The sequence below is a fragment of the Amycolatopsis echigonensis genome, from assembly GCF_014174495.1.
In the GTDB taxonomy this organism is placed as follows: domain Bacteria; phylum Actinomycetota; class Actinomycetes; order Mycobacteriales; family Pseudonocardiaceae; genus Amycolatopsis; species Amycolatopsis echigonensis.
Genome location: NZ_JACJHR010000024.1, coordinates 43,021 through 65,599 on the forward strand (window position 1 = coordinate 43,021; position 22,579 = coordinate 65,599).

Genomic DNA, 22,579 nt, shown 5'->3' on the forward strand with positions numbered 1-22,579 from the left:
GTCAGCTCGCCTGGTCATAGTCCGAGACCCGCCATCCCGCGTTCGTTTTGACCACGGTGATGCTGAGCCTGGGACCGTCGGTGGGGACCACGACCTTGACCGAACTGGAGTAGGACTGGGTGACCGTCGGCTCGCCGGTGACCTTGGTCGCCGGGATGTTCGCGGGGTCCACAGTGGACATGATGGGGAGGTACTCGTCCGTGGTGAGCCCGCGCATCCCGTTGAGCCAGTCAGCGTTCGAGATGCCCGCCGGATGGCGCACCCAGGCCGTCGCCCACTGCTTCGCGACGTTCAGCGCCTCCGGGCTCGGAGCCGCCGACGTCGGGGTGGCCAGCGGCTGGGACAGCCGGGTCGGCAGGGTTTCCGTGCTCGGCACCGGGGCCGCGACGCCGGTGTGCGGCCCGGCCGACGAACTCGGCGAAATCCCTCCCGGATGAGCGGACGCCGGTTTGCCAAGCACCTTGGGCAGGCCGATGCCGAGCGCGGTGATCACGACCGCGAGGAACACCAGGGTGCCCGCGAGGTGCCGGGGCGAGCGAAGCGGGAAGCCCCACAGGCGGCGGTAGACCGCGGTCCGGCCGCGGTTGGTGCGGATCGGCATCGGTCACCGCCCCATGACCTGGTCGGTGTCGCGGACCTCGATGCCGCGCGACGGGCGGTACAGCACGAACACCGGTTTCCCGGCCACGACCTCGGGATCCACCCGGCGCGGCTGGGCCCGGATGCCCTGCGTCGGCACGGTGAACCCGGGCTGGTCCGGAGCCGGGGCCGAGTAACCGCGGTCCGGCGCGCTCATCCGCGACGGGACGACCACCGGTTCCGGCTCGTCGCTCCACCGCCGGTCGGCGACCGGGGACGTGTCGACCTGGCGGCTTTCCTTGACCGGCCAGCGCGCGCCCGCCATCACGTAGTCGCCGGGCGCACCGGCGACCGGGTGGTACTGGCCGAACACCGGCGCATCGCCCCCGCGGCCCGCGGGCAGGGCACCCGCGGCGGACTGCGCGGGACCGACGGCGCCCGGCCACGGAGCCCCGGACCAGGCCGCGGCGGGCCGGGCCGCGCGGGAACCGTTGTCGAGCCGCTGCGAGCTGGCGAACACCGCCGCCTCGGGCCGGTACCGGCCGCCGCCGACGGTCGCGCCGATCGGGCCGCGCTGTTCGCCGTCCACGACGTCGTCGGTGTCGCGGACGTTCTGCCAGAACTGGTCCTGCGGCGTCGGCTCGTTCTTCCGGCGGAACCGGGAGAACAGCCCGCCGCCCGGCGTCGGCACCGCGCCGCCGACCATGCTGACCGACATCTCGACCATCTGCCACAGCCGCCGCACCGGGCGTCCGACGAGGAACAGCAGCACCGTGATGAGCCCGGCGAGGACCATCTTGGTGAGCAGATTGAGCCCGTCGCCCGCGGCGAAGATCGCCTGCAGCAGCAGCGCGTGCACGCCGGCCAGCACCGACAGCACCACCAGGTTGAACGCGATGCCGCCGGCGACCTTGAGCACGCGGCGCAGGATCTCCGGGTTCAGCAGCGCGACCAGGCCGATCAGCGGTGCGGTGAGCGCGAACAGGCGGATCAGCACCTGCGCGAGCAGCACGGACGCCTTGGCCAGCAGCTGGAAGAGCGAGTAGACGAGGCTCTGGCCCAGCGCGAGGAACCCGGCACCGGTGCGGCCGCCCGATTCGCCGGTGAAGTAACCGGTGGCGGGGCCGAGTTTGGTGGAGATGTCCTTGAAGGCGGCCTTTTTGGCGTCGACGACGTTCTGCTTGCCGTCGTCGCCGTTCACCAGCTGATCGCGGGTGAACGCCTGCGCGTCCAAGAGCGGCTTGCCGTATTGCTGGGCTTGCGGAGCGGTGGGCGAGCCGAATTCGCCGCGCAGCCAGTTGTCGTAGACAACCTGGTTGTGCAGATCGGTCGGCAGGATGTCGCGCACGATCCGGTTCTGCGACTCGTCGACGAATCCCGCCTGGATGTTGGTGGTCGTCTGCACGATCGCTTTGTCGATCGGATCGAAATACCGCAGCATCGCGAGCGACGACGCGGCCAGCCAGACCCCGGCCAACGCGTAGAGCGCCCGCTTGCTGACCCCGGCGAGGTCGCCGCGCCAGATGTTGCGGAACAGCATGATCGACAAGATCAGCGCGACCAGGCCGAACAGCTGCGTGTAGATGTTGCTGTACACCTTTTCCGCGCCCGACTTCACCGCGTTGTAAATCGGGTTCAGCAGCCCGCCCTCAAGAACGGTGTAGTGCAGCGAGTTCGTGGCGCCGACGATGTTCTTGCCGACGTTGAACAGCTGGTTCCCGGCCCAGGTGTCGATGGTCGAACTGGGGGACGCGATGGCGGACAGCGCGGTGCAGTTGGTCTGGTAGGTGTTCCAGACCATGCCCGCGTAGCTGTAGTCGATGTAGGCGCTGCCCGGCTCGCCGTGTCCCTCAGGCGGATCGAGGGCGCCCACCATGCCCGAGCCCGGCCGCTCCGGGTTCGGCGGTTCCCCACAAGCCGCCGCATTGGCCGCCGGGGCGAACAGCACCGTCTGCAGCCCGATCACCGCCACCACGGCCAGCAACGCCGCACGCCGGTTGGGACGGCGGCCGCCCGGCTTCGGGCCTTCCTTGACGCGTTTGCGCAGCGCGTGCCAGCCGGCGGCGAACGCGAGGACGAACGCCAGCGTGAAGACGGTGTTCACGCAGGCCTCCTCACGGCCGGCACGGGCCGGCCCGGATCACCGGGGTTCACGCGGCATCCCTGCCGGTGCCGCCGCCCTTGCCGCCCGCGCGGGCGTGCCGGTCCTCCTGCCGTCCGTTGCGCACTGCACCCTCCACCTCGCCGGTCTCGGACGCGAGCGGGTCCGGCGAGCCCAGCAGCTGCTCGTCGGCGAGACCGACCTCGAGTTCCGCCTGGAGTTCGAAGTCGTGTTCCAGCTCGTCGTCCTCCGGTGGGGCGGGGACGTACGGTTTGGCCTCGTCCTCGTGGGGTGCCACGAGTTCGCTGCCGGGTTTGGTGCGCGCGTCGGGCGAGCCCGGGGTGGTGTCCATGACCGCGCGCAACGGGTCGAGATGCGGGCCGGAGAAGTCGACGCGGATGCGTTCCACGCCGCCGGCGCCGTCGCCGAAGATGAACTGCCGGGGCTCCATGTCGCGCTCCAGCCCGCGCTGCGCGCCCGGGCGGCGGCCGAGTGCGGCGACGACCTGCTCGTAGCCCACGCCGACCGGCACCTTCAGCAGCCGCAGCGCGTCGGCCTGGGCGTCGTCGTCGTCCAGCCTGCCGACGAACACCGAGTCCAGCAGCGCCACGAAACCCTGGATCTTCAGGAAGTCCGCCGGGATCTGCGACGACAGCAGCACCCGGACGTTCCACTTCCGCGAGTCGCGCGCGAACCGGTTCATCAGCACGCGCCCGGTCGGCACCTCGGACAGGAAGAACGCCTCGTCGATCCAGACGCCCTTGCGCAGTTCCTTCGGCTTCTCGTACACCGATCGCTGGGTCAGCCACGCCGCGAGGTTGAGCATTTCCACGCCGAGCGATTCGGCGTCGGTCCAGTACTCGCGCGGCACGCCGTCCTTGGGCAGGGTCAGGCCCGCCATGGTCAGCACGGTCATCCGGTCGTCGCGGGTCTCGGAGTACGGGTCCGCGTCGGTTTCCGGGATCAGCAGCGCCATCCGCTCGCGCATCTCGTCCAGGAAGTCCGCGACCACGACCGCGTGCTCGTGGTGCTCGCTCGAATCCCGCCGCAGCGCGTCGATGACCTGGCCCGGGTCGGCGTCGAACCGGCCGCCGACCGCGCGCACCGCGCGAAGCAGCACGATCCGGGTCTGCGCCATCCGCGACACCTCGTACGGCAGCACGCCGGTGAGCACGTCGAGCACGAGCCGCCGCCGGGTCGCTCCGGCCAGCGCCTTTTCGCGCCGCCACGAGCGTTCCGGATCCTCCTCGTCCATGAAGTGCTCGATCAGCGGATCGGCGACCACCCGGTACGGGTTGAGGATGCCCGGCTGGGCGTTGAGCAGGTTGATCGGCCGCGCGTACGGCCGCAGTTCCGGCAGGTCGCACAGCCGCGACAGCGGGCCGGACGGGTCGAGGATCGTCCAATGCGCCCCGGCCCGCAGCGTCTTGTAGACGATGCCGCCGCCGAGGAAGGACTTGCCGCCGCCGAGGCCGGCGACCATCGCGGTGAGGCCGGATCCGTCGCGGATTTCCTGCGCCATCCACGGGTCCCAGGCCACCGGCCGCCGCGTCGCGGTGACGGTTTCGCCGAGAAGGATGCCGCGCCGGTCGCCGACCTCCGCGGTCGCGGTGGGCACCGCGGACGCCGTCCACACCACCGAACCGCGGCGCATGTACGCGCCCGAGGCCAGCGGCTCGCCCGGGATGAACTCGCGCGCCATCGCGTACTGCGCTTCGGGGTGTTCGATGGCGATCTTCGGCTTGTACAGGTCGAGCAGCTGCTGGGCCAGCCGGAGCGCGTCGCGCTCGGTCGGACCGGACACCGCGAGCCGCCACCACGACCGCACGCGGGTGGCCAGCGCGGTGAAGCCCGACGTCATCTCGTCGTCGATCTCGAGCACCCGGCCGGCCTGACGGGCCAGCGACTGCGGCGGTTCCAGCTCGTGTTCGTCGGTGTAGTGCTTGACCTGCGAGCGGACCTTGTTCATCTGCCGCTGCAGTTCGCCGGACACCTCTTCCGGACGCCGCACGTAGATCCGCGCGGACACCTCGACCGCCGCGGGCAGCCGGTCCGCGTGCTGGATCCACGGGTCGTCGACCTCGGGGATCTGCAGCCCGTGCATCTGGCCGACGGTGAGCACCGCGAGATGCCGGGACACGCCGGCGTTGGACCCGGTGCGGCCGCGCACGGTGACCGTGGGCGCGTACGGGTCGGCGTGGAAGTCCGCCGCGTCGGTGAAGCTGGCGAGGTCCTCGGGCTCCCACGCCGCGCCCGGCACCGCGGGCATGTTGCGCGGCGCGGGCAGGCCCAGCGAGCACGAGCGGTGCATCAGCCAGGACATCTCCTCGGCGTGCACCGGACGGCCCTCCAGCCCGGCGCTGCCGATGACCTGGTCGAGGTGCTCGATCTCGGAGTCGAGCGCGGCCAGTTCGGCGTCGACCGCCTCGGGCAGGATCCGGCGCAGCACCGGAGCGGCGCGTTCGACCGCGCGGTCCACCATGCGCCGGGTCTGCACCTGAACGCCGAGGTAGACCTCTTTTTCCGCCATCGAGCGGCCCATCAGCTGCTGCTGCTCGCCGATCAGGTAGTCGTCGAACGACAGCGCGCCCGGCACGTCGGGCGGCCTGCCGACCGCGTTGTGCACGTGCGCCTCGGCCCACATCCGGATCGGGTACGGCCGGTTGGTGACGCGCAGGTGCAGCCAGCGGCCCTGCAGTTCGGCGTACTGGCCCGCGATGGCCGCGATCAGGTCCCGGCGCTGCGAATCGGAACGGAACGACCAGCGCTGCGGCGCGAGCCGGTACCAGGCGTACACCTCGTACCCGGTCCGCAGCAGATGCCCGTCGATGCTGCGCGCGGCGATCGACGGCGTGTACGCCGGTATCGCCTGCTCACCGGGCAGCCTGCGGCCCTTGCCGCCGGACTTCTTGCCGCCGGACGGCGGACGGCCCTGCGGAGGCGCGTTCCACGCACCGGCAGGGACGTCTTGCTCCCGCTTCCCTCGGCTTCCGCCGCGACCGAACAACGACTACCTCCCGGCCCGAGCCGCGGGGCGGCTCCGGCGCGCTCGTGGTGCTCCCTGGTTCCCGGCACTCGCGCCAGCACCGCGACGCGGGTCGCGGTGCTGGTATTGCCGCCTTCTCTTGTGCTTCGGCAGCGGGCGCTCCGCCCGCACCCGGACCCGGCTGGCGCTCACCGCGCCGCCGGTGCCCGAGGTCCGTTCTCTCGGCGTGCGCAATTCCTGGCCCATCATCGCGATCACCGCGCCCAGCGGGCGCTCGTGGCTGATCTTGGCGGTGATCAGCCGGGTGATCGCGATCGTGGCCACGAACGCCCACGCCGTGGAGAAAAACCCGAAACTCCAGCCGACCCACCGCTCCACGGTGAGCACGACCAGGAAGACCGGAATGCCGACGAGCCACGCGACGTACCGGGCTCGCCAGGGAAAAGTCGCTTTCGGCGGGCCGAGCCAGACGGCATCGACCCGGTACACCTCGTCATCGGTCCTGATCCGCACGCCTGCTCCGCCTCAGCCGGTGAACAGGCCGGCGATCCACTGGCCCACGTTCACGCCCGCGCCGCTCACCGCGAGACCGATGATCGCGAGCGCGATGACCACGCCGGCGAGCCGCCGCATGACGCCCGCGTTGTCGCCCTTGCCGCCGCCGAGCCACAGCAGCAGCAGGGCTACCGCGAGCAGCACGAGCGGGATGACGTTGTCGAGCAGCCAGGTACGGACGTTGCCGGTGCCGAGCTCTCCTCCGGCCGCAAGAGTCTCGAGGGCGGTCATGCTGGTCATCGCGATACTCCCGGTGCACGGTTGGCGCCGCGCTGTTCTGGCTTCGGCGAAGCTACGAACACCATCATGGCGTTACAAGGGGTAATGGTCAAAGCGCGCTGCGTAGATATCGGTCGAAGTCGACTTGTGGTCAAGGGGCGGGTACTGCGGTCCGGTGGTCAGGATTCCTCGCCCTCCATCATCGTGGCAAGGGTGCTCCGGAATAACCCAAGCCACCCGGATTGCGCAGTGCTCCGGCGGTGCGGCTCCGCAAAACGCGCGGTGCTCACTCTCAGTGCGCCGCGAACCGGCGTGTCGGGCAGACACCAGTGTGGCATGCCCCGATCGGCGTTCCGCCGCGAGTCCGGTGAGTGACAACCGGGGTGGAAAACAATCCGGAATTGATCACTCTCTGATGCGATAACGGTCACCATCACGTCCGATGTGCGCATTTGTTCACTACAAAGCGTGATCCCGGGCAGTTCCCGACCGTCGCACGGATCAGGCGCGGAACGCCGCGCTCGGGATCGCGCCCGCTTCGATCACCTGGCGACTGAGCGGAGCGCACAGCTGCTCCAGCCGTGCTGTCTTCTCGTCGCCGAGGTGCCGCCACGGGCCCTGCGCTGCCGCGTTGGTCGCCGACTCGACGCGCTCGCGCAGTTCCAGTCCGCGCTCGGTGAGCGCACGGTCCGCGTCGAGGATTCCGTCGACGGCGAGCCGCGCCGCGGCCGCGTCCCATTCCTCGTCGCTCCAGCCGCGAGTGCGTTTGGCGGCGTCCGGCGGGGTTCCGTTTCTGGTCGCGCTGTGCGTTACCAGCGCCTCGAGGCCGGACAGGCCATTCGTGATCAGCGCGGCGACGTGCCCGTCTCCTCGGTGCTCGCGCAGCAGGGTGATCGCGTGCCAGAGCGCGAGGTGCGGCTGTTCGGGCCACTCCAGGTCCGCGTGCGCGGCGTAGAGCGGACGCCCCTCCGGACGGCAGCCCTCGGTGGCTTCCCGGGCAAGCGCGGCAGCTTCGGCGACCTCCGCGGACGCGAGCAGCTCGTCGCCGAACAGCCGGCGGTAGATCTCGTCGACGGCGGCGAGCCGCGCTTGCAGGACAGTCTCCGGGGTGGCGATCGTCCAGACGCGCGGGACGAAGTGGGCGACGAGCCCGGGGTTGAAGCTGTAGAACGCGGCGGTGACCGTGCCCGCTCCGACCTGTCCCATCGCCGCGGCGCGGCTGGCGAAGTAGGTCATCGACCCCGGTTTGAGCCCGGCGGCGGCGAGCCGTTGCTGAGTCTCCGGCGCGAAGTAGACGGGGGCGTGCAGGGCGTCGAAGGCGGTGCGGAAGGCGACAGCGGCGGCGACGGCTTGACCCATGCGCCCGATCGTAGCGATCGGGCGGACGAGCTGGCATGTAAGCCGGATCCTGTTCCCGGGCCGCCTCGCGGCGGACCGGGCGACGGTCATCCATCTCGGCCTGCCGTCGCCGGCAGGCTCCAGCGGCCTACCCGCAGGCATCGGACGGGCCGCCCTCGATCGCCTGCGCAGGAGCGAAGCTCCCTCTTGGCCTTGCTCCGGGTGGGGTTTACCGAGCCATCCCGGTCACCCGGGATGCTGGTGGTCTCTTACACCACCGTTTCACCCTTACCCCCGTCCGGAGACGGAGGCGGTCTGTTTTCTGTGGCACTGTCCCGCGGGTCGCCCCGGGTTGCCGTTAGCAACCACCCTGCCCTGCGGAGTCCGGACTTTCCTCGGACCGGGAGAACCCGGGCCGCGACCGTCCTGCCAGCTCGTCCGCCGAAACAGCCTACCCGGGAGACCGCGCGAGCCCGGCACGGGTTGGCACATTCCACCGCGTGGACGCGCGTTGACCCCCTTCCTGGCCGCTGTTTCACTCCCGCCATGACCGCACCCGAACCGCAGGAACCGCTGAAATTCGCTTACTGGGTCCCGAATGTGAGCGGCGGCCTGGTCACCAGCGACATCGAACAGCGCACCGACTGGGGCTACGAGTACAACCGCGAACTCGCCGTGCTCGCCGAGAACAACGGCTTCGACTACGCGCTTACCCAGGTCCGCTACACCGCCAGCTACGGTGCTGCCTACCAGCACGAATCGACCGGTTTCAGCCTGGCGCTGCTGCTCGCGACGCAGCGGCTGAAGGTCATCGCGGCCGTCCATCCCGGACTGTGGCAGCCCGGCGTGCTCGCGAAGTTCATCGCCAGCGCGGACGTCATCTCCGGCGGCCGGGCCGCGGTGAACGTGGTCAGCGGCTGGTTCAAGGACGAGTTCACCGGGCTCGGCGAACCGTGGCTCGAACACGACGAGCGCTACCGCCGCTCGGAGGAGTTCATCCGGGTGCTCAAGCGATTGTGGACCGACGACCACGCCGAGTTCGGCGGCGATTTCTACCGGATCCACGATTTCGACGTCAAACCCAAGCCGGTCGCCGGTCCCGGACGACCGCATCCGGAAGTCTTCCAGGGCGGGAACTCCACCGCGGCGCGCAAGCTCGCCGGACGCGTTTCGGACTGGTATTTCAGCAATGGCAAGGATTTCGCCGGGTTCAGCGAGCAGGTCAACGAGGTGCGCGGGTACGCCGCGGAGAACGACCACGCGGTGCGGTTCGGGCTCAACGGGTTCGTGATCGCCCGCGAGACCGAAGCCGAGGCGCGCGAGGTGCTGCGGGAGATCGTGGCGAAGGCGAACGTGCCCGCCGTCGAGGGATTCCGCTCGGCGGTCGCGCAGGCCGGGAAGTCCACTTCGGACGCCAAGGGCATGTGGGCGGATTCGGAGTTCGCCGACCTGGTGCAGTACAACGACGGATTCCGGACCGGGCTGATCGGGACGCCGGAGCAGATCGCGGACCGGGCGATCGAATACAAAAAACGCGGCGCGAACCTCTTGCTGCTCGGGTTTCTGCACTATCTCGAGGACGTCGAGCACTTCGGCCGGGAGGTGCTTCCGGTGATCCGGGAGAAGGAGCGGGTGCTGGCGCGCGGGGCGGGAATCCCGGAACCGGCGGGGATCTGAGATCTCTCTGCGGCTAGCGTTCGGGGGTGAACGGTGCCCTGTCCCTGCTGCTTCTGGCCGGAACGCTGTGGTTCGCGATGGCGCGCCCGCGCGGCCTCCCGGAAGCGGTCTTCGCGGTCCCCGCCGCCGGCATCGTCCTCGCGCTCGGCCTGACTTCCCTGCCCGAAGCAGGCGAACGGGTCGTCCAGATGCTGCCCACGATGGGCTTTCTCGCGGCGATCCTGCTGGTCAGCCACCTCGCCGCGGCGGAGGGCGTCTTCACCTGGCTAGGCGCCGAGCTTGCCGAAATCTGCCGCGGACGGCAGCCGCGGCTCCTCCTGCTCACCTTCGCCGCGGCAGCGATCGTCACCGCCGTCCTCAGCCTCGACGCGACCGTCGTCCTGCTGACCCCGGTCGTCCTCGCCACCGCCGCGGAACTGAAGCTCACCGCGCGTCCGCACGTCTACGCGTGCGCGCACCTGGCCAACTCCGCCTCCACGCTCTTCCCTGTCTCCAACCTGACGAATCTGCTCGCCTTCACCACTTCCGGCCTCACCTTCGCCGGTTTCACCGCGCTGATGGCGTTGCCGTGGCTGGTCACCCTCGCTGTCGAACTCGCCGCGTTCGCCTGGTTCTTCCGCAAGGATCTCCGCGAACCGGTCAGCTCTCGCCGACCCGAACACCGCGAACCGCCGATCTTCACCCTCATCGTGCTGGCGGTCATGCTGATCGGATTCGCGACCGGACAGCTGGTGCACGTCGAACCGGTCTGGATCGCCGCGCTCACCGCGCTCGTCCTGGCCGTGAAAGCCTTGGCGGAGCGGAAGATCCGGCCGTGGCAGGTGATCACCGAAGCGTCCCCGCTGCTGGTCCTCTTCGTGCTCGCCCTCGCCGTGGTGGTCGAAGCGGTCGACGAGCATGTTCTCGGCGGGCTGCTGCGCACGATCCTGCCGACGACGGCCGGGCTGCCCGAACTCCTCCTCGCCGCGGGCCTCGCGGCCGTGCTGGCGAACATCGTGAACAACCTGCCCGCGACGCTGATCCTGCTGTCCGTGCTGGGACCGCATCCGAATCAGGGCGTGCTGCTCGCCGTGCTGCTGGGCGTGAACATCGGCCCGAATGCGACGTACCTCGGTTCGCTCGCGACGCTGCTGTGGCGCCGTGTCGTGGTCCGGCACGGGCAGCATCCGCCGGTGGGCGAATTCCTGAAGCTCGGAGCGCTCACGACGCCGCTGTCGCTGGCAGCGGCGACGTGTGCGTTGTGGCTGGTGCTCTAGCCGCGCGGGGCGATCGTGCTGCCGCGCGACAGCGTCGGGCCGCAGTCGTCGAGACCGTCGCCGAACCGCTGCGCCTCCACGTTCATCATGGTGACCTGCGCGTAGTGCTGGACGGCGGCGAGCTTCGCCGGGTCGGTGACCGCGTCCTTGCGGACGAAGTCGCCCTGGCGCTTGCCCGGGCCGGGGTAGATCAGGATCGGCAGGTAGTCCCGGTCGATGCGCGGGTCGATGCTGATCTCGTTGCCGTCCGCCCACGGGCCCCACGAGTGGATGAAGGTCGGCTTGACCGTGTCGAACACGTAGTTGCGCAGGCCTTCGATGTCTTCCTTGTGCGTGAGGTCGGCGATCGGCGCGTTGACCAGACCGGCCATGTCGACCAGCTCGAGCCGGCTGGTCATCGACGAACCGCCCAGGTCGGGCAGCAGCAGGGACGCGTGCTGCAGGCCGAGCATGTCCGCGTACGTGTTGAAGCCGCGGCCGAACCGGTCGGCGATCAGGCACGCCGGCACGGTGGGGTTCTTGATGAACTCGTCGGACTGCTGCACGAAGCCGATCGCCGACGGGACCGACGCGGCGGCGAGCACGAGCGCCGCGACCGCCCGCCACTGCACCTTCGGCAGCGAACGCAGCAGTTCGGCGAAGGCCATGACGCCGCACAAAGTGCCGAGCACCCACACCGGCGTCGCGAAGCGGTATTGCGCCATCCAGTCCGGCACCATCACGCCGTACGCGATCACGCCGAGCGCGAGCGGCGTGACCAGCCCGATCAGCGGACGCCGCCACGGCGCCTTGACCAGCGCCCAGACGACCACGGCGACAACCACGAGCGTCAGCGCGACGCCCGCGTACTCCACCAGCTGGTGCGGCCGGATGATCGAGCCGAAGGTCGGCAGGCCCTGCTTCTTGGCGACCGACGGGTTGGCCAGCAGCCGGTGGAATTCCGTGTACCGCCAGACGACGTAGCCGCCGAACAGCACGCCGAAGGCCGCGATGGACACCAGCGCGGACCGGAAGCTGCGCCAGAACCCTTCGCGCTTCACGCCGAACAGCAGGACGATCGGGTACGCGCTGGCGTAGATCAGGCCTTCCGGCCGGGTCAGCGCGGCGGCCGCGACGAGCACGCCCGCGACGATCGCGACCTTGAACGACAGCGGGTTTTCCTTGCGCAGCGCGGTGAACAGCAGCGCGGCCAGCGCGGTGGTGAAGAACGCGAACAGCGAGTTCTCGAGGCCGGAGACGACCCAGATCACGAACGACGGGATCGCCGCCAGCCCGAGGCCGGTGGCCAGGGTGATCGCCCACGCGTGCCTGCGGAACACCTGGCGGGCCACGAGGTGGCACAGCACCAGGATGCCCGCGGCGAAGAACAGGCCGAGCAGCTTGGGGAACAGCACGTAGTCCGGGATGCCGAACAGCAGGCCCTTGTCGAACAGGCCGGCGACCTTGCCCAGCGCGAGCAGGATCATCCAGGTCGGGTCGGAGAAGCCCTCCACCGGCGGCTGGCCGGGGGCCAGCACCGGGCCGAGTCCTTCGGCGACGCTGCGCGAGTAGGAGAACGTGATGGCCGCGTCGTCGACGATCCAGTGCCCGTAGCGGGTGGCGTGCCAGGCGACCGCGGCCACTCCGGCCAGCACCGCCAGCGTCGACGCCAGCCAGCTCAGCTTGAACCGCGCGGGCGGGTCGGTCGTCTCCTCCCCCGGCAGGTCGGGCTCGGATACTGCGGTGAGTGCGCTAGCCGTCATGTCCTCGTCACTATTTCCACTTGTGGATGCCGAAGAAACGCACGAGCCTGCGCCCCCCTTGAGGTCCCGGACGGGACCGGCGCCGCGGCGCCGCGGTCGACACCGCACTCTAGCCAATACCTCATCGGGGCCGTTTCACACGTTATCCCCGACCGTGATCCACCTCACATAAGTGCTGCTCAGGAGAGGTGCGAGATGTCGTTGACCAGCCGGACCGAGGCGTTGCCGTCCGGGTAGAACTCGACGATCGACAGCGACGCCAGATCCAGGTGCAGCCGGAACAGCAGCGACGGCCCGGCGTCGAGCCCCATCCGCAGCAGGGTCTTGATCGGCGTCACGTGGCTGACCACGAGGACCGTGCGCCCGTCGTACTGTTCGACCAGGTCGCGCCGGGCCTTGCCGACCCGTTCGTGGACCGCGTCGAAGCTCTCGCCGCCGGGCGGCGGGCACGACGAATCGCTCAGCCAGCAGCGGTGCAGGTCCGGGTCCCGTCGCGCCGCCTCGGCGAAGGTGAGGCCCTCCCATTCGCCGAAGTCGGTCTCGATGAGCCCGGGATGCGTCTCGACCCGGCCGCCGAGCGCGTCGGCGACCGCCTGCGCGGTCTGCTTGGTGCGGATCAGCGGCGACGAGACGATCGGAGCCGGCTCGCCGTCGTCGCCGATCAGCCCGGGCATCGCGGCCAGCCGTTTGGCGGCCGCGGCGGCCTGCCCCCGGCCGTGCTCGGTGAGCGGGACGTCGCCGCGCCCGGAGTAGCGGCGGTCGACCGACATCTCGGTCTGGCCGTGCCGCAGCAGGAGCAGTTTGGTGGGCGTGCCGCGGGCTCCGGTCCAGCCCGCCGGGGAAACCCGGTCCGTTTCCGTGACCTCGGTCTTCGCGGTCCCGGCCTTTTCCCGCACCTCGGCGACCGGGGCGGGCGAGGTGGCGGCGGACCCGGCGCTGTCCATCGCGACGTTCGCGAGCCGGTCCGCGTGCACGTTCTCCGCGCGGGGGATCCAGGTGTAGCCGACCCGCTGGAAGCCCGCCGCGAACTCGCGCGCCTGCGCGGCGAGCGGCTGCAGCGCGGCGTGCTTGATCTTCCACCGTCCGGACATCTGCTCGACCACGAGCTTCGAATCCATCCGGACGTCCACAATGGACGCTCCGAGTTCGGCGGCCGCGGCGAGCCCGGCGACGAGCCCGGAGTACTCCGCGACGTTGTTCGTGGCGATGCCGAGGTATTCGTGGCGTTCGGCCAGCACCTCGCCGGTGGCCGCGTCCTTGACGACCGCGCCGTAGCCGGCCGGACCGGGGTTGCCCCGCGATCCGCCGTCGGCCTCGACGATCACCCGGTCGGTCACAGGCCCGACTCCAGCGTGCGGACCAGGATCGCGCCGCAGTTCTCGCACTGCACGACCGCGTCCTCGGGCGCGGCCTTGATCTCGGAGATGGCGTTGCGGTCGATTTCCAGCTGGCAGGCGCCGCAGCGGCGGGCCCGCAGCAGCGCCGCGCCGATGCCCTTGTGGTCGTAGACGCGGGTGTACAGCTTGAGCAGCGGCTCCGGGAAACGCGGCAGCAGCTTCGCGCGGTCCTCCTTGCGGCGGGCCTCGGTGGTGTCGAGGTCCTTGAACGCCTCGTCGCGCCGCGCCTTGGCGGCCTCGACCGCCTGCGCCGCCTTCTCGACCTCGGCGCTGGTGCGCTGCGCGTCCAGGCCGAGTGCCTCGCGCTGCTCCATCAGCTCCAGCAGGTCGTCCTCCAGCGCGCTCTGCCGGCGGCCGAGCGTCTGCAGTTCGTGCTCGATGTCGGTCATCTGCTTGGCGCCGACCGATCCGGACTCCAGCAGCTTGCGATCGCGGTCCACGCGCGCCCGCACCGATTCGACCTCTTTTTCCTGCCGGGCGATCTCCCGGTCGAGGTCGGACGTCGCGGTCTGGACGGACACGAGCGCGTCGCGCTTGTCCCGGACGGCCTTCTCCCCGGCCTCGATCTCGGCGAGCTCGGGCAAGGTGCGGCGGCGGTGCGCGACGCGCGAGAGCTCGGCGTCCACCTTCGCGAGTTCGAGCAGCTGACGCTGGACGGCGGGGTCGGCCTTCACTGTGCTCCCTGATTTAGTTACTGGGCGGTAGCGCGGATGGTCCACGGGTCGGTGCACCGCGTGGAGACGTGAGCTTCGACGGTACCCGCAAAGGCCGCGCCGACAAGGGCCGAGGCCTGTCCGCACCACGGCCACTCGCTGGCCCAGTGCGTGAGGCCGACCAGCGCGGGCACGGTTCCGGCGGAGGCGAGGTGTTCGCCAGCCGGATGGTGGCGCAGATCCGCGGTCACGTACGCGTCGACCCCCTCCGCCGTCGCCTTCGCGAGGTACGAGTCGCCCGCGCCGCCGGACACCGCGACGGTGCGGATCGGCCGGTCCGCCTCTCCCGCGCCGAGCACGCCGGGCACGGTGGCCGGCAACGCGTCGGCGACCCGCTGGACGAACCGCGCGAACGGCTCCTCAGCGGGCAGGTGCCCGATCCGGCCGATCCCCGTGCGGCTGCCCGGTTCGTGCGGGTCGAGCGGCCGGTCGACCTCGAGGCCGATGGCCCGCGCGAGCGCGTCGGACACGCCGGGGTCGGCCGAATCGGCGTTGGTGTGCGCACAGTAGAGCGCGATGCCGCCGCGGATCATGCGGTGCACGAGCGAGCCTTTGGCGGTGTCCGCGGGGACGCCGTGCACGCCGCGCAGCAGCAGCGGATGGTGCGCGACGATCAGCTGCGCACCGATTTCCTCGGCCTCGGCGAGCGTCTCCTCGACCGGGTCGACACAGAACAGCACGCGGCGGACGTCCTCGGCCGGGTCTCCGCAGACGAGCCCGACCGCGTCCCAGCTTTCCGCCAGCCGGGGCGGGTAACTGCGTTCGAGGACAGCGATGATCTCGGCTAAGGCAGGCACCTGGGGATCCTCGCACGATCGCTCTGGAAGACTGCGAACCATGCCCACGCTGGTGTTTGTCTGTTCCGGGAACATCTGCCGCTCCCCCATGGCGGAGCTGGTTTTCCGCAAGAAGCTCGCCGACGCGGGTCTCGCTGACGCCGTGCGCGTGTCGAGCGCGGGCACCGGGCCGTGGCACGTCGGCGAGGCGGCTGACCGGCGGGCGCGCGCCACGTTGAAGGCGCACGGCTACTCCACAGAGCACATCGCGGCCGAAGTCAGCGACGAAGACCTCGGAGCCGACTTGCTGCTCGCCGCCGACGAGAGCCACCTGAGCTTCCTGCAGTCGCGCGTCGAAGACCCTTCGCGGGTGCGGTTGCTGCGTTCGTTCGACCCGTCCGCCCCGGAAGGCGCCGAGGTGCCGGACCCGTACTACGGCGGCGACGACGGCTTCGAGGACGTGCTCGAGATGATCGAGCGGAGCGTGCCGGGACTGCTGGACTGGGTCCGCGAACAGGCGTGACGCCCGGTCCGGGTGCGCACACGGAACGCGACGGCCTACCGTAGAGGGGTGCGGTTGCGGTTTCTGCTCCGGCCGGGATGGCTGGCGTTGACAGTGGTGGTGTTCACCTTCGCCATCTGCTGTTACACGTTGCTGGCCCCGTGGCAGTTCCGCCGCGACAACGAGCAGGTCAGCCAGAACAACGCGCTGACCACGTCGTTCACCGCGAAGCCCGCCCCCGTGGCACAGCTGCTGCCGCCCGGCACGAAGCCGGACAAGAACACCGAGTGGCACCTCGTGTCGATCACCGGCACGTACCTGCCTTCGGCCGAGGTTGTCGCGCGGCTGCGCACTGTGCAGGGCGAAGGCGCGTACGAAGTTCTGACGCCGCTTCGCGCGACTGACGGCACTGTGTACCTGATCGACCGCGGCTACGTGGGGCTCAGCAGCAACTCCGGCGTTCTCCCGTACGCGGCCGCGCCAGGTGGACAGGTGACGGTTGTGGCGCGCGTGCGAAGCGACGAGACCGATCCGAAGAACCGCGAAGCGTTCGCCGACGCGTCGACCAACGGGAAGCTCCAGAGCTACACCGTCGACTCGCGCGTGGTGGCGAAGTCGTCGGGCCTCGCCATCCGGCCCGGGTACTTCCAGCTCGACGTGAACCAGCCCGGCGTGCTCAGCCCGCTGCCGCTGCCGCAGCTGGAGTCGGGCCCGTACTTCTCGTACGCGCTCCAGTGGCTGGCGTTCGGCACGATGGCGTTGCTGGGCTGGCTGTACTTCACGGTCCGCGAACTGCGCCCGGGCGGCGCGCTGACGACCGAGCGCCCGCAGCGCGGCCGGCGCAAGTCCGTCGCGGAGATGCTCGCCGAAGACGAGGACGAGTACTCGCCAACCGCCTGAGTGGCCTGGTCGTTTTGCTGGAAAATGGACCTTTGTCGGGGCCACTTGCGGCGTTGATACTGGCGGCATGCTGATCCACCCCTGGGACACCGCGGACGAGAACGAATGGCGGGAATGGCTCGCCGGACACGATTTCGGCGAACTGGTCGCCGGCGGCCGCGGCCGTGATCTTCCTGTGGTGGTGCCGACGCATTTCGTCTTCGACGGCGACGCGACCGTGCGGCTGCATCTCGCCCGGCCGAACCCGGTGTGGCCGCTCCTGGAGGAACACCCGCGCGCCCTGCTGACGGTGACCGGCGATTACGCCTACATCCGCTCCGACTGGAACACCGCCGACGACCCCGCACTCGGCGTGCCCACCTCGTACTACGCGAGCGTGCAGCTGGCCTGCGACGTCCGGATCGTCGACGATCCCGAGGAGAAAGCCGCGCTGCTCAACCACCAGCTGGCGCACTTCGAGCCGGACGGCAAGCGCACCCCCGTGTCCGCTGTGGACGCTCCGGACCGGCGGCTGCTGCCCGGGATTCGCGGTGTCGAGCTGACGGTGACCGAGGTGCGGGCGAAGTTCAAGTACGGCGGGAACAAGAAGTCCGAGGACCGGCAGCGGATCGGCGCGCTGTTGTCCGAACGGGACGGTCCAGGCGACGCGGAGGCCATCTCCCACCTGAAACCCTGACGGCTCAAGGGTTTCGGCGGCGCACTCCGCTCAGCAACGCTACGAATACTGACGTTCCGGCGGCGAGCCAACCGACCACTCGGGACAGTTCCACTGCGCGCGTCACGTGTCCGGCGTCCGGGTTCCGGCCGACGCCGAGCACCGGCAATTCCACGACCCCTTGCGGGTACTCGGTCCGTCCGCCGACGCGGATTTCCAGCGCCCCAGCGAAAGCCGCCTCGACCCGACCGGCGTTCGGGCTCGGGTGTGCGATCGTGTCCCGCCGCCAAGCCCGCCACGCGCCGCCCGCCGAACCGCCGACGACCGGAGCGCCCAGGACGGTCAACGCGGCGGCGACCCGGGTCGGCAGAAGGTGGACGAGTTCATCGAGCCGGTCGATCACCCAGTGCCCGGGAAGCAGACGGCGCAGCAGCCCGACCGTCCGTGCCGCGAGCAGTCCGGGCACGCCCGCGACCGCACCCCACAGCAGTGGGGTAACGACCACTTCGGACGTGTTCTCGGCCAGAGTTTCCACGGACGCACGGGAAAGCCCGATCGTGCTCAGTCCGTCGGTGACGCGCGGGTCCAGTTCGGACAATGTGTCGCGCGCGGGTTCCAGACGGCCTTCCTCGAGATCGCGAGCCAGTTCCGTGCCCTGCGTGGCCAGCCCGGACGCGCCGACGACCGCCCAAGTCGCCACCGCTGTCGCCGTCGCCTGGCACACCGGACTGCGGCGGCCGGCGCGCTCGGCCAGCACTCCGGCCGCGACTGCCGCACCAGCGATTCCGAGTCCGGTCGCGCGCCGAGAACCGGTGGCGGCGACTACCCGGTGGAAGGCGGTGACCGGCGGCCGTCGCCGCGGATCGCCGAGAGCACCGTCAGCGGCCAAACCGAGAATCAAGCCGATCGCGCGCGCCGCGCTCACCTGTAGCCCCCCGAACGTGGACGATTCAGCCGCCGAGATTACTCGACACCGCGACGGCGATTTCCTCGCGTGCCTGCTCCACGATGTCGCGCATCGCGCGTTCGGCGCGAGCCGCGTCGCCGAGGTCGATCGCCTCGGCGACCTCGACGTGCAGCGCGACCGCCTCGGGCTGCGGTTCTTCGGGCATCAGGCCGTGTTCGGTGCGGCCGGCGAGCACTTCCGCGACCACGGAGGACAGCTGCGCGAACATCGGATTCCGCGACGCGGACAGCAGCAGATCGTGGAACGCGACGTCGTGGCCGAGGAAGGTTTCGAGGTCACGAGCGCGCGCCGTGCGCTGGAGGTGCACGGCCAGTGCGCGGAGGCGCCCGCGTTCCTCCGGGGTCGCCCGGATCGCGGCGAACCGGGCGGCGCACGGTTCGACAGCCGAGCGCAGTTCGGTCAGCGTGCGGAGCGCGGCCGCCCGGTCCGCGCCGTCGAGCTGCCAGCGGATCAGCCGCGGGTCATAGTGGTTCCACTCGGCCGGCTCGCGGACGGTGACCCCGACGCGGCGGCGGCTGCTGGTCAGCCCCATCGTCTCGAGGACCCGCACGACCTCGCGGGCCACAGTCCGCGACGCCCCGTACCGCTCCTGCAGCTCCTCCGAGCGCAGCACCGCACCCGGCGCCAGCTCGCCGCTCGCGATCGCCGCGCCGAGCTCGTCGAGCATGTCCTCGTGCCGATCAGTCCCCACGCAGTCAACCTAGCGCTCTGATTCGATTAAGTACTACTTCTTCTTGATTAAGTAGTACTTTTGAGTTTGACTCTCCAGGGCACAAAGACGTGGGAGGTGCGGATGACGGTCATCGTGGTGATGGGCGTATCAGGCTCGGGCAAGACAACGGTGGGCACAGCGCTCGCGCAGGAACTCGGGACCGTGTACGCCGAAGCAGACACCTTCCACCCTCGCGCGAACATCGAAAAGATGACCGCCGGGCACCCGCTGACCGACGAGGACCGGGCGCCGTGGCTGGCGGCGATCGCGTCCTGGATCCGGGAGCATCACGAGAACGGCGCTGTCGTGAGTTCGTCCGCTCTGAAGCGGCGCTACCGCGACGTGCTGCGTGGCGGCGGGGATGTGTGGTTCCTGCACCTGCACGGCTCGCGTGACCTGCTCGCCGAGCGGATGAAGACCCGTACCGGCCACTTCATGCCGGTTTCGCTGCTCGATTCCCAGCTCGCCGACCTCGAACCGCTGGAAGCGGACGAGCCGGGAGCGACCTTCGACATCAGCCTCTCGCCCGCCGACCTCGTCGAGGCGGCGCTCAAAGCGTTCCGGGAGCGCGCATGACTATCCTCGCCGCCGGCTGGACCGGCCACGACACCCGCCTGATCGTCGCCACGGTGCTCGCCATCGCCGTGATCGTGGTCCTGATCAGCAAGGTCAAACTGCATCCGCTGCTCGCGCTCACGCTGGGTTCCGGCGTGCTCGGCCTGGTCGCCGGAATGCCGGTGGACAAGCTGCTGAAGAGCTTCACGAACGGCGTCGGCAGCACCGTCGCGTCCGTCGGCGTATTGATCGCGTTCGGCGCGATGCTGGGCAAACTGCTCGCCGATTCCGGCGGCGCGGACCGGATCGTGGACACCGTGCTCGGCCGGGTCCGCGGGCCCGGGCTGCCGTGGGCGATGGCGCTGGTCGCCGCGCTGATCGGGTTGCCGATGTTCTTCGAGATCGGCCTGGTCATGCTGATCCCGGTGGTGCTGCTGGTCGCCAAGCGCAGCGGGAAACCCGTGCTGCTGCTGGGAATTCCGGCCTTGGCCGGGTTGTCGGTGCTGCACGGCCTGATCCCGCCGCACCCCGGTCCGCTGGCCGCCGCCGGTTCGCTGAACGCCAACGTCGGCCTCACCCTGGGGCTGGGCCTGCTGGTCGGGCTGCCCACGGTGATCATCGCCGGTCCGCTGTTCGGCCGCCTCGCCGCGAAGATGGTGCCCGACGCCGCACCGCCCGCCCGGCTGGTCCCGGAATCCGAGGGCACCGACGAAAAGCACCGTCCGAGCTTCGGCGCGACTCTGTCCACCGTGCTGCTGCCGGTCGTCCTGATGCTGGCGAAGGCACTCGCGGACATCTTGGCGGGCAAGGCGAACCCGGCCCGCCGCGTCCTGGACTTCATCGGCGACCCGCTCGTCGCGCTGCTGCTGGCGGTCCTCGTCGGCATGGTCGTGCTGGGCCGTCCGGCGCGGCTGAACCGGCAACGGCTGTCGTCGATCATCGGCGATTCCCTCGGCCCGATCGCCGGGATCGTGCTGATCGTGGCCGCGGGCGGCGGGTTCAAGCAGACGCTGGTGGACGCCGGGGTCGGCGACGTGATCACCAGCCTCGCCAAGGGCGCGCACCTGTCCCCGCTGCTGCTCGGCTGGCTGGTCGCGGTGGCGATCCGCCTGGCGACCGGCTCGGCGACGGTCGCGACGGTCTCCGCGGCGGGCATCGTCGCCCCGCTGGCCGCGACCCTCGACCCGACGCACAACGCACTGCTGGTGCTGGCCATCGGTGCTGGATCGCTTTTCTTCTCGCATCTGAACGACGCCGGGTTCTGGCTGGTCAAGGAGTACTTCGGGATGTCGGTCGGCCAGACGCTGAAGAGCTGGTCGGTGATGGAAACGGTCATCTCGGTGGTGGCGATCGCGTTGATCCTGCCGTTGGGCGCACTGCTTTAGCGCTGGTTGAAACTGTTCACGGCCGCGGCGGGGCTTCCTCTTCGGGAAGTCCCGCCGCGGCCGTTTGGCCCGCCTCGCTAGCGGGCGAAATCGCCGGTGGAACCGATTGCCACCCTGGTGCCGGTGTGGCTGCCGTACAACTCACCGGTCGCGAGGAACGCGCAGTGGCCGCTCACCCCGCTGACCCGTTCCCGCCTTTGCTGTCACAGTTGACCGAATCCGCCGGAACTGTGTCGCGTTCGCGGTGCACCATCGACATCTTCACCGCATTCTTCATTTCTCTTCCGACGCCTGGTTACTGGCTCATGTGCACGATCGGAGCGAACTGACCACGTTGTCGAAGTTGTAGCGCGGACCGAGCGGGCCTTGCCATTCCACCGATATCCGCTAATCGTCGGGACAATCATGCAGGTCCGCCGCACTGGCATACGCCGCCGACGGCAAGATCACCGCGGCAACAGCCAGCGCGACGGTGAAAAGAATCCTCGTTCGATACATATTTCCCCCATCTTCGCTGTCGCGACTCCCCAGCGGGCCAGCAAACCAGAAGGTACCGCCCACAAGCCGCGATGTGCCGCATCCGGACGAAACGTCACCCGTACGGCCGTCGACGAGGTTGCCCCAGCCAGTCGTCCCACCCTCTCCGCCTGACCAGTTGACATGTGACCTTTTGGTCACCTAATCTCGGTGCGTGCCCGACGAGGACCTGGTTTTCAAGGCTCTGGCGGATCCGACCCGCCGGTTCCTGCTCGACCTGCTCTACGCACGGGACGGCCGCACGCTCACCGAGCTGGAGTCCGAAGTGGACATGACCCGGTTCGGGGTGATGAAACACCTCAAGCTGCTCGAGGAGGCCGACCTGGTCGTCTCGCGCAAGGAGGGCCGGGAGAAACGGCATTTCCTGAACCCGGTCCCCATCCGCCGGATCCACGACCGCTGGATCGACAAGTACACCGCACACCACACCTCGGCGCTGCTGGACCTCAAGGCTCAGCTCGAAGCCGAAGAATCCCTGAAGGAGCCCGAACAATGAGCGACACCACGACCGTGCAGGTCAACCGCGTCTACATCAAGGCCACCCCGCAGGCGGTGTGGGACGCCATCACCAAGCCGGAGTGGACGGCGAAGTACGGCTACACCGGCCTGGCCGAGTTCGACCTCAAGCGCGGCGGCAAGCACCGCACCAAGCCGACCCAGGAGTTCGTCGATTTGGGCATCACCAACGATCTCGTCGACGGCGAAGTGCTCGAAGTGGATCCGCCGCGCAAGCTGGTGATCACGTGGAAACTGCAGATGGACCCGAGTCTCGTCGCCGAGCCGTACACCACGGTCACCTACGACATCGAGCAAACGCAGACCGCGGGCACCCGGCTTACCGTCACGCACGACGTCACCGGTGCGCCCAACCACGCGGCGCTCGTGTCCGGCGCGCAGGAAGACGTCAACGCCGGTCCGGGCGAGAACGCGGGCGGCGGCTGGGCCTGGATCTTGTCCGACCTCAAGTCGCTCCTGGAGACCGGCAAGGGCATCGCGGCCTGACGCGAGGATGGGGTGGCTGCTCGCT

At 69.8% G+C, this 22,579-nt stretch carries 21 protein-coding genes and 1 other RNA gene; 9 read left to right on the forward strand and 13 right to left on the reverse strand.

The window, feature by feature from the left end; genetic code table 11:
* Nucleotide 1: 1 nt before the first annotated feature.
* From H5411_RS18390 to rnpB, 7 genes are all read right to left on the reverse strand, one after another.
* A complete protein-coding gene (locus H5411_RS18390) occupies nt 2–601 on the reverse strand; it encodes a hypothetical protein (RefSeq protein ID WP_183124435.1) in 600 nt (199 codons plus the stop codon).
* Nucleotides 602–604: 3 nt separating this feature from the next.
* Entirely contained in the window at nt 605–2,683 is a 2,079-nt protein-coding gene (locus H5411_RS18395; protein ID WP_183124436.1) for a magnesium transporter, read from the reverse strand.
* 46 nt (nt 2,684–2,729) lie between these two features.
* Nucleotides 2,730–5,687 (reverse strand): ATP-binding protein, encoded by a 2,958-nt coding sequence (locus H5411_RS18400; protein ID WP_101435682.1) that lies wholly within the window; start codon nt 5,685–5,687, stop codon nt 2,730–2,732.
* A gap of 3 nt (nt 5,688–5,690) precedes the next feature.
* Nucleotides 5,691–6,179, reverse strand: coding sequence for a hypothetical protein (locus H5411_RS18405; protein ID WP_101435683.1), 489 nt, complete (start codon nt 6,177–6,179; stop codon nt 5,691–5,693).
* A 12-nt stretch (nt 6,180–6,191) separates the two neighbouring features.
* The gene (locus H5411_RS18410) at nt 6,192–6,461 is read right to left on the reverse strand and encodes a hypothetical protein (RefSeq protein WP_101435684.1); all 270 of its coding nucleotides are present in this window, start codon (nt 6,459–6,461) and stop codon (nt 6,192–6,194) included.
* A 480-nt stretch (nt 6,462–6,941) separates the two neighbouring features.
* On the reverse strand, nt 6,942–7,799 hold the full coding sequence (locus H5411_RS18415; protein WP_183124437.1) for an SCO6745 family protein: 858 nt from the start codon (nt 7,797–7,799) through the stop codon (nt 6,942–6,944).
* 22 nt (nt 7,800–7,821) lie between these two features.
* Nucleotides 7,822–8,215: RNase P RNA component class A (rnpB, locus tag H5411_RS18420), an RNA gene on the reverse strand.
* A gap of 109 nt (nt 8,216–8,324) precedes the next feature.
* On the opposite strand from rnpB, the gene sfnG reads away from it, so the two are divergent.
* Both sfnG and H5411_RS18430 read left to right on the forward strand, forming a co-directional pair.
* Nucleotides 8,325–9,455, forward strand: a complete 1,131-nt coding sequence (gene sfnG / locus H5411_RS18425; protein WP_183124438.1) for a dimethylsulfone monooxygenase SfnG — start codon at nt 8,325–8,327, stop codon at nt 9,453–9,455.
* Between the two features lie 77 nt (nt 9,456–9,532).
* Nucleotides 9,533–10,711 carry an SLC13 family permease gene (locus H5411_RS18430; protein WP_183124455.1) on the forward strand — a complete coding sequence of 393 codons (1,179 nt, stop codon included), beginning with the start codon at nt 9,533–9,535 and terminating at the stop codon, nt 10,709–10,711.
* Here the strand turns inward: H5411_RS18430 and H5411_RS18435 are convergent.
* From H5411_RS18435 to H5411_RS18450, 4 genes are all read right to left on the reverse strand, one after another.
* A complete protein-coding gene (locus H5411_RS18435) occupies nt 10,708–12,453 on the reverse strand; it encodes a hypothetical protein (RefSeq protein ID WP_101435687.1) in 1,746 nt (581 codons plus the stop codon). The two genes, H5411_RS18430 and H5411_RS18435, sit on opposite strands and share 4 nt — an antisense overlap.
* A 179-nt stretch (nt 12,454–12,632) precedes the next feature.
* A complete protein-coding gene (locus H5411_RS18440) occupies nt 12,633–13,790 on the reverse strand; it encodes a bifunctional RNase H/acid phosphatase (protein WP_183124439.1) in 1,158 nt (385 codons plus the stop codon).
* The gene (locus tag H5411_RS18445) at nt 13,787–14,524 is read right to left on the reverse strand and encodes a zinc ribbon domain-containing protein (protein ID WP_183124440.1); all 738 of its coding nucleotides are present in this window, start codon (nt 14,522–14,524) and stop codon (nt 13,787–13,789) included. Before H5411_RS18445 ends, H5411_RS18440 begins: the two co-directional genes overlap by 4 nt.
* A gap of 17 nt (nt 14,525–14,541) precedes the next feature.
* Nucleotides 14,542–15,360: a Nif3-like dinuclear metal center hexameric protein gene (locus H5411_RS18450; protein ID WP_183124441.1), complete on the reverse strand. Its 819-nt coding sequence runs from the start codon at nt 15,358–15,360 to the stop codon at nt 14,542–14,544.
* Between the two features lie 40 nt (nt 15,361–15,400).
* Between H5411_RS18450 and H5411_RS18455 the strand changes: the two genes are divergently transcribed.
* The 3 genes from H5411_RS18455 to H5411_RS18465 all read left to right on the forward strand — a co-directional run bounded on the left by H5411_RS18455 (nt 15,401) and on the right by H5411_RS18465 (nt 17,417).
* Nucleotides 15,401–15,862 (forward strand): low molecular weight protein-tyrosine-phosphatase, encoded by a 462-nt coding sequence (locus H5411_RS18455; RefSeq protein WP_101435690.1) that lies wholly within the window; start codon nt 15,401–15,403, stop codon nt 15,860–15,862.
* Nucleotides 15,863–15,910: 48 nt separating this feature from the next.
* Nucleotides 15,911–16,741, forward strand: coding sequence for an SURF1 family cytochrome oxidase biogenesis protein (locus H5411_RS18460; protein WP_101435691.1), 831 nt, complete (start codon nt 15,911–15,913; stop codon nt 16,739–16,741).
* A 67-nt stretch (nt 16,742–16,808) separates the two neighbouring features.
* Nucleotides 16,809–17,417: an FMN-binding negative transcriptional regulator gene (locus tag H5411_RS18465; protein ID WP_101435692.1), complete on the forward strand. Its 609-nt coding sequence runs from the start codon at nt 16,809–16,811 to the stop codon at nt 17,415–17,417.
* Nucleotides 17,418–17,421: 4 nt separating this feature from the next.
* Here the strand turns inward: H5411_RS18465 and H5411_RS18470 are convergent, their stop codons facing one another.
* Nucleotides 17,422–18,321, reverse strand: a complete 900-nt coding sequence (locus H5411_RS18470; RefSeq protein ID WP_101435693.1) for a cobalamin biosynthesis protein CobD/CbiB — start codon at nt 18,319–18,321, stop codon at nt 17,422–17,424.
* A gap of 25 nt (nt 18,322–18,346) precedes the next feature.
* Entirely contained in the window at nt 18,347–19,030 is a 684-nt protein-coding gene (locus H5411_RS18475) for a FadR/GntR family transcriptional regulator (protein WP_101435694.1), read from the reverse strand.
* Nucleotides 19,031–19,156: 126 nt separating this feature from the next.
* On the opposite strand from H5411_RS18475, the gene H5411_RS18480 reads away from it, so the two are divergent.
* From H5411_RS18480 to H5411_RS18495, 4 genes are all read left to right on the forward strand, one after another.
* A complete protein-coding gene (locus tag H5411_RS18480) occupies nt 19,157–19,651 on the forward strand; it encodes a gluconokinase (RefSeq protein WP_167441890.1) in 495 nt (164 codons plus the stop codon).
* A complete protein-coding gene (locus H5411_RS18485) occupies nt 19,648–21,015 on the forward strand; it encodes a GntT/GntP/DsdX family permease (protein ID WP_101435696.1) in 1,368 nt (455 codons plus the stop codon). The genes H5411_RS18480 and H5411_RS18485 overlap by 4 nt, the downstream gene beginning before the upstream one ends.
* A 691-nt stretch (nt 21,016–21,706) precedes the next feature.
* Nucleotides 21,707–22,048, forward strand: a complete 342-nt coding sequence (locus H5411_RS18490; RefSeq protein ID WP_101435697.1) for an ArsR/SmtB family transcription factor — start codon at nt 21,707–21,709, stop codon at nt 22,046–22,048.
* Nucleotides 22,045–22,554, forward strand: coding sequence for an SRPBCC domain-containing protein (locus H5411_RS18495; RefSeq protein ID WP_101435698.1), 510 nt, complete (start codon nt 22,045–22,047; stop codon nt 22,552–22,554). The genes H5411_RS18490 and H5411_RS18495 overlap by 4 nt, the downstream gene beginning before the upstream one ends.
* Nucleotides 22,555–22,579 lie beyond the last annotated feature (25 nt).

Coding starts and splice junctions, on each gene's coding strand:
- H5411_RS18390 (WP_183124435.1), bottom strand. CDS start 601: ATGCCGATCCGCACCAACCGCGGCCGGACCGCGGTCTACCGCCGCCTG.
- H5411_RS18410 (WP_101435684.1), bottom strand. CDS start 6,461: ATGACCAGCATGACCGCCCTCGAGACTCTTGCGGCCGGAGGAGAGCTC.
- H5411_RS18415 (WP_183124437.1), bottom strand. CDS start 7,799: ATGGGTCAAGCCGTCGCCGCCGCTGTCGCCTTCCGCACCGCCTTCGAC.
- sfnG (WP_183124438.1), top strand. CDS start 8,325: ATGACCGCACCCGAACCGCAGGAACCGCTGAAATTCGCTTACTGGGTC.
- H5411_RS18430 (WP_183124455.1), top strand. CDS start 9,533: ATGGCGCGCCCGCGCGGCCTCCCGGAAGCGGTCTTCGCGGTCCCCGCC.
- H5411_RS18435 (WP_101435687.1), bottom strand. CDS start 12,453: ATGACGGCTAGCGCACTCACCGCAGTATCCGAGCCCGACCTGCCGGGG.
- H5411_RS18455 (WP_101435690.1), top strand. CDS start 15,401: ATGCCCACGCTGGTGTTTGTCTGTTCCGGGAACATCTGCCGCTCCCCC.
- H5411_RS18465 (WP_101435692.1), top strand. CDS start 16,809: ATGCTGATCCACCCCTGGGACACCGCGGACGAGAACGAATGGCGGGAA.
- H5411_RS18475 (WP_101435694.1), bottom strand. CDS start 19,030: ATGCTCGACGAGCTCGGCGCGGCGATCGCGAGCGGCGAGCTGGCGCCG.
- H5411_RS18480 (WP_167441890.1), top strand. CDS start 19,157: ATGACGGTCATCGTGGTGATGGGCGTATCAGGCTCGGGCAAGACAACG.
- H5411_RS18485 (WP_101435696.1), top strand. CDS start 19,648: ATGACTATCCTCGCCGCCGGCTGGACCGGCCACGACACCCGCCTGATC.
- H5411_RS18495 (WP_101435698.1), top strand. CDS start 22,045: ATGAGCGACACCACGACCGTGCAGGTCAACCGCGTCTACATCAAGGCC.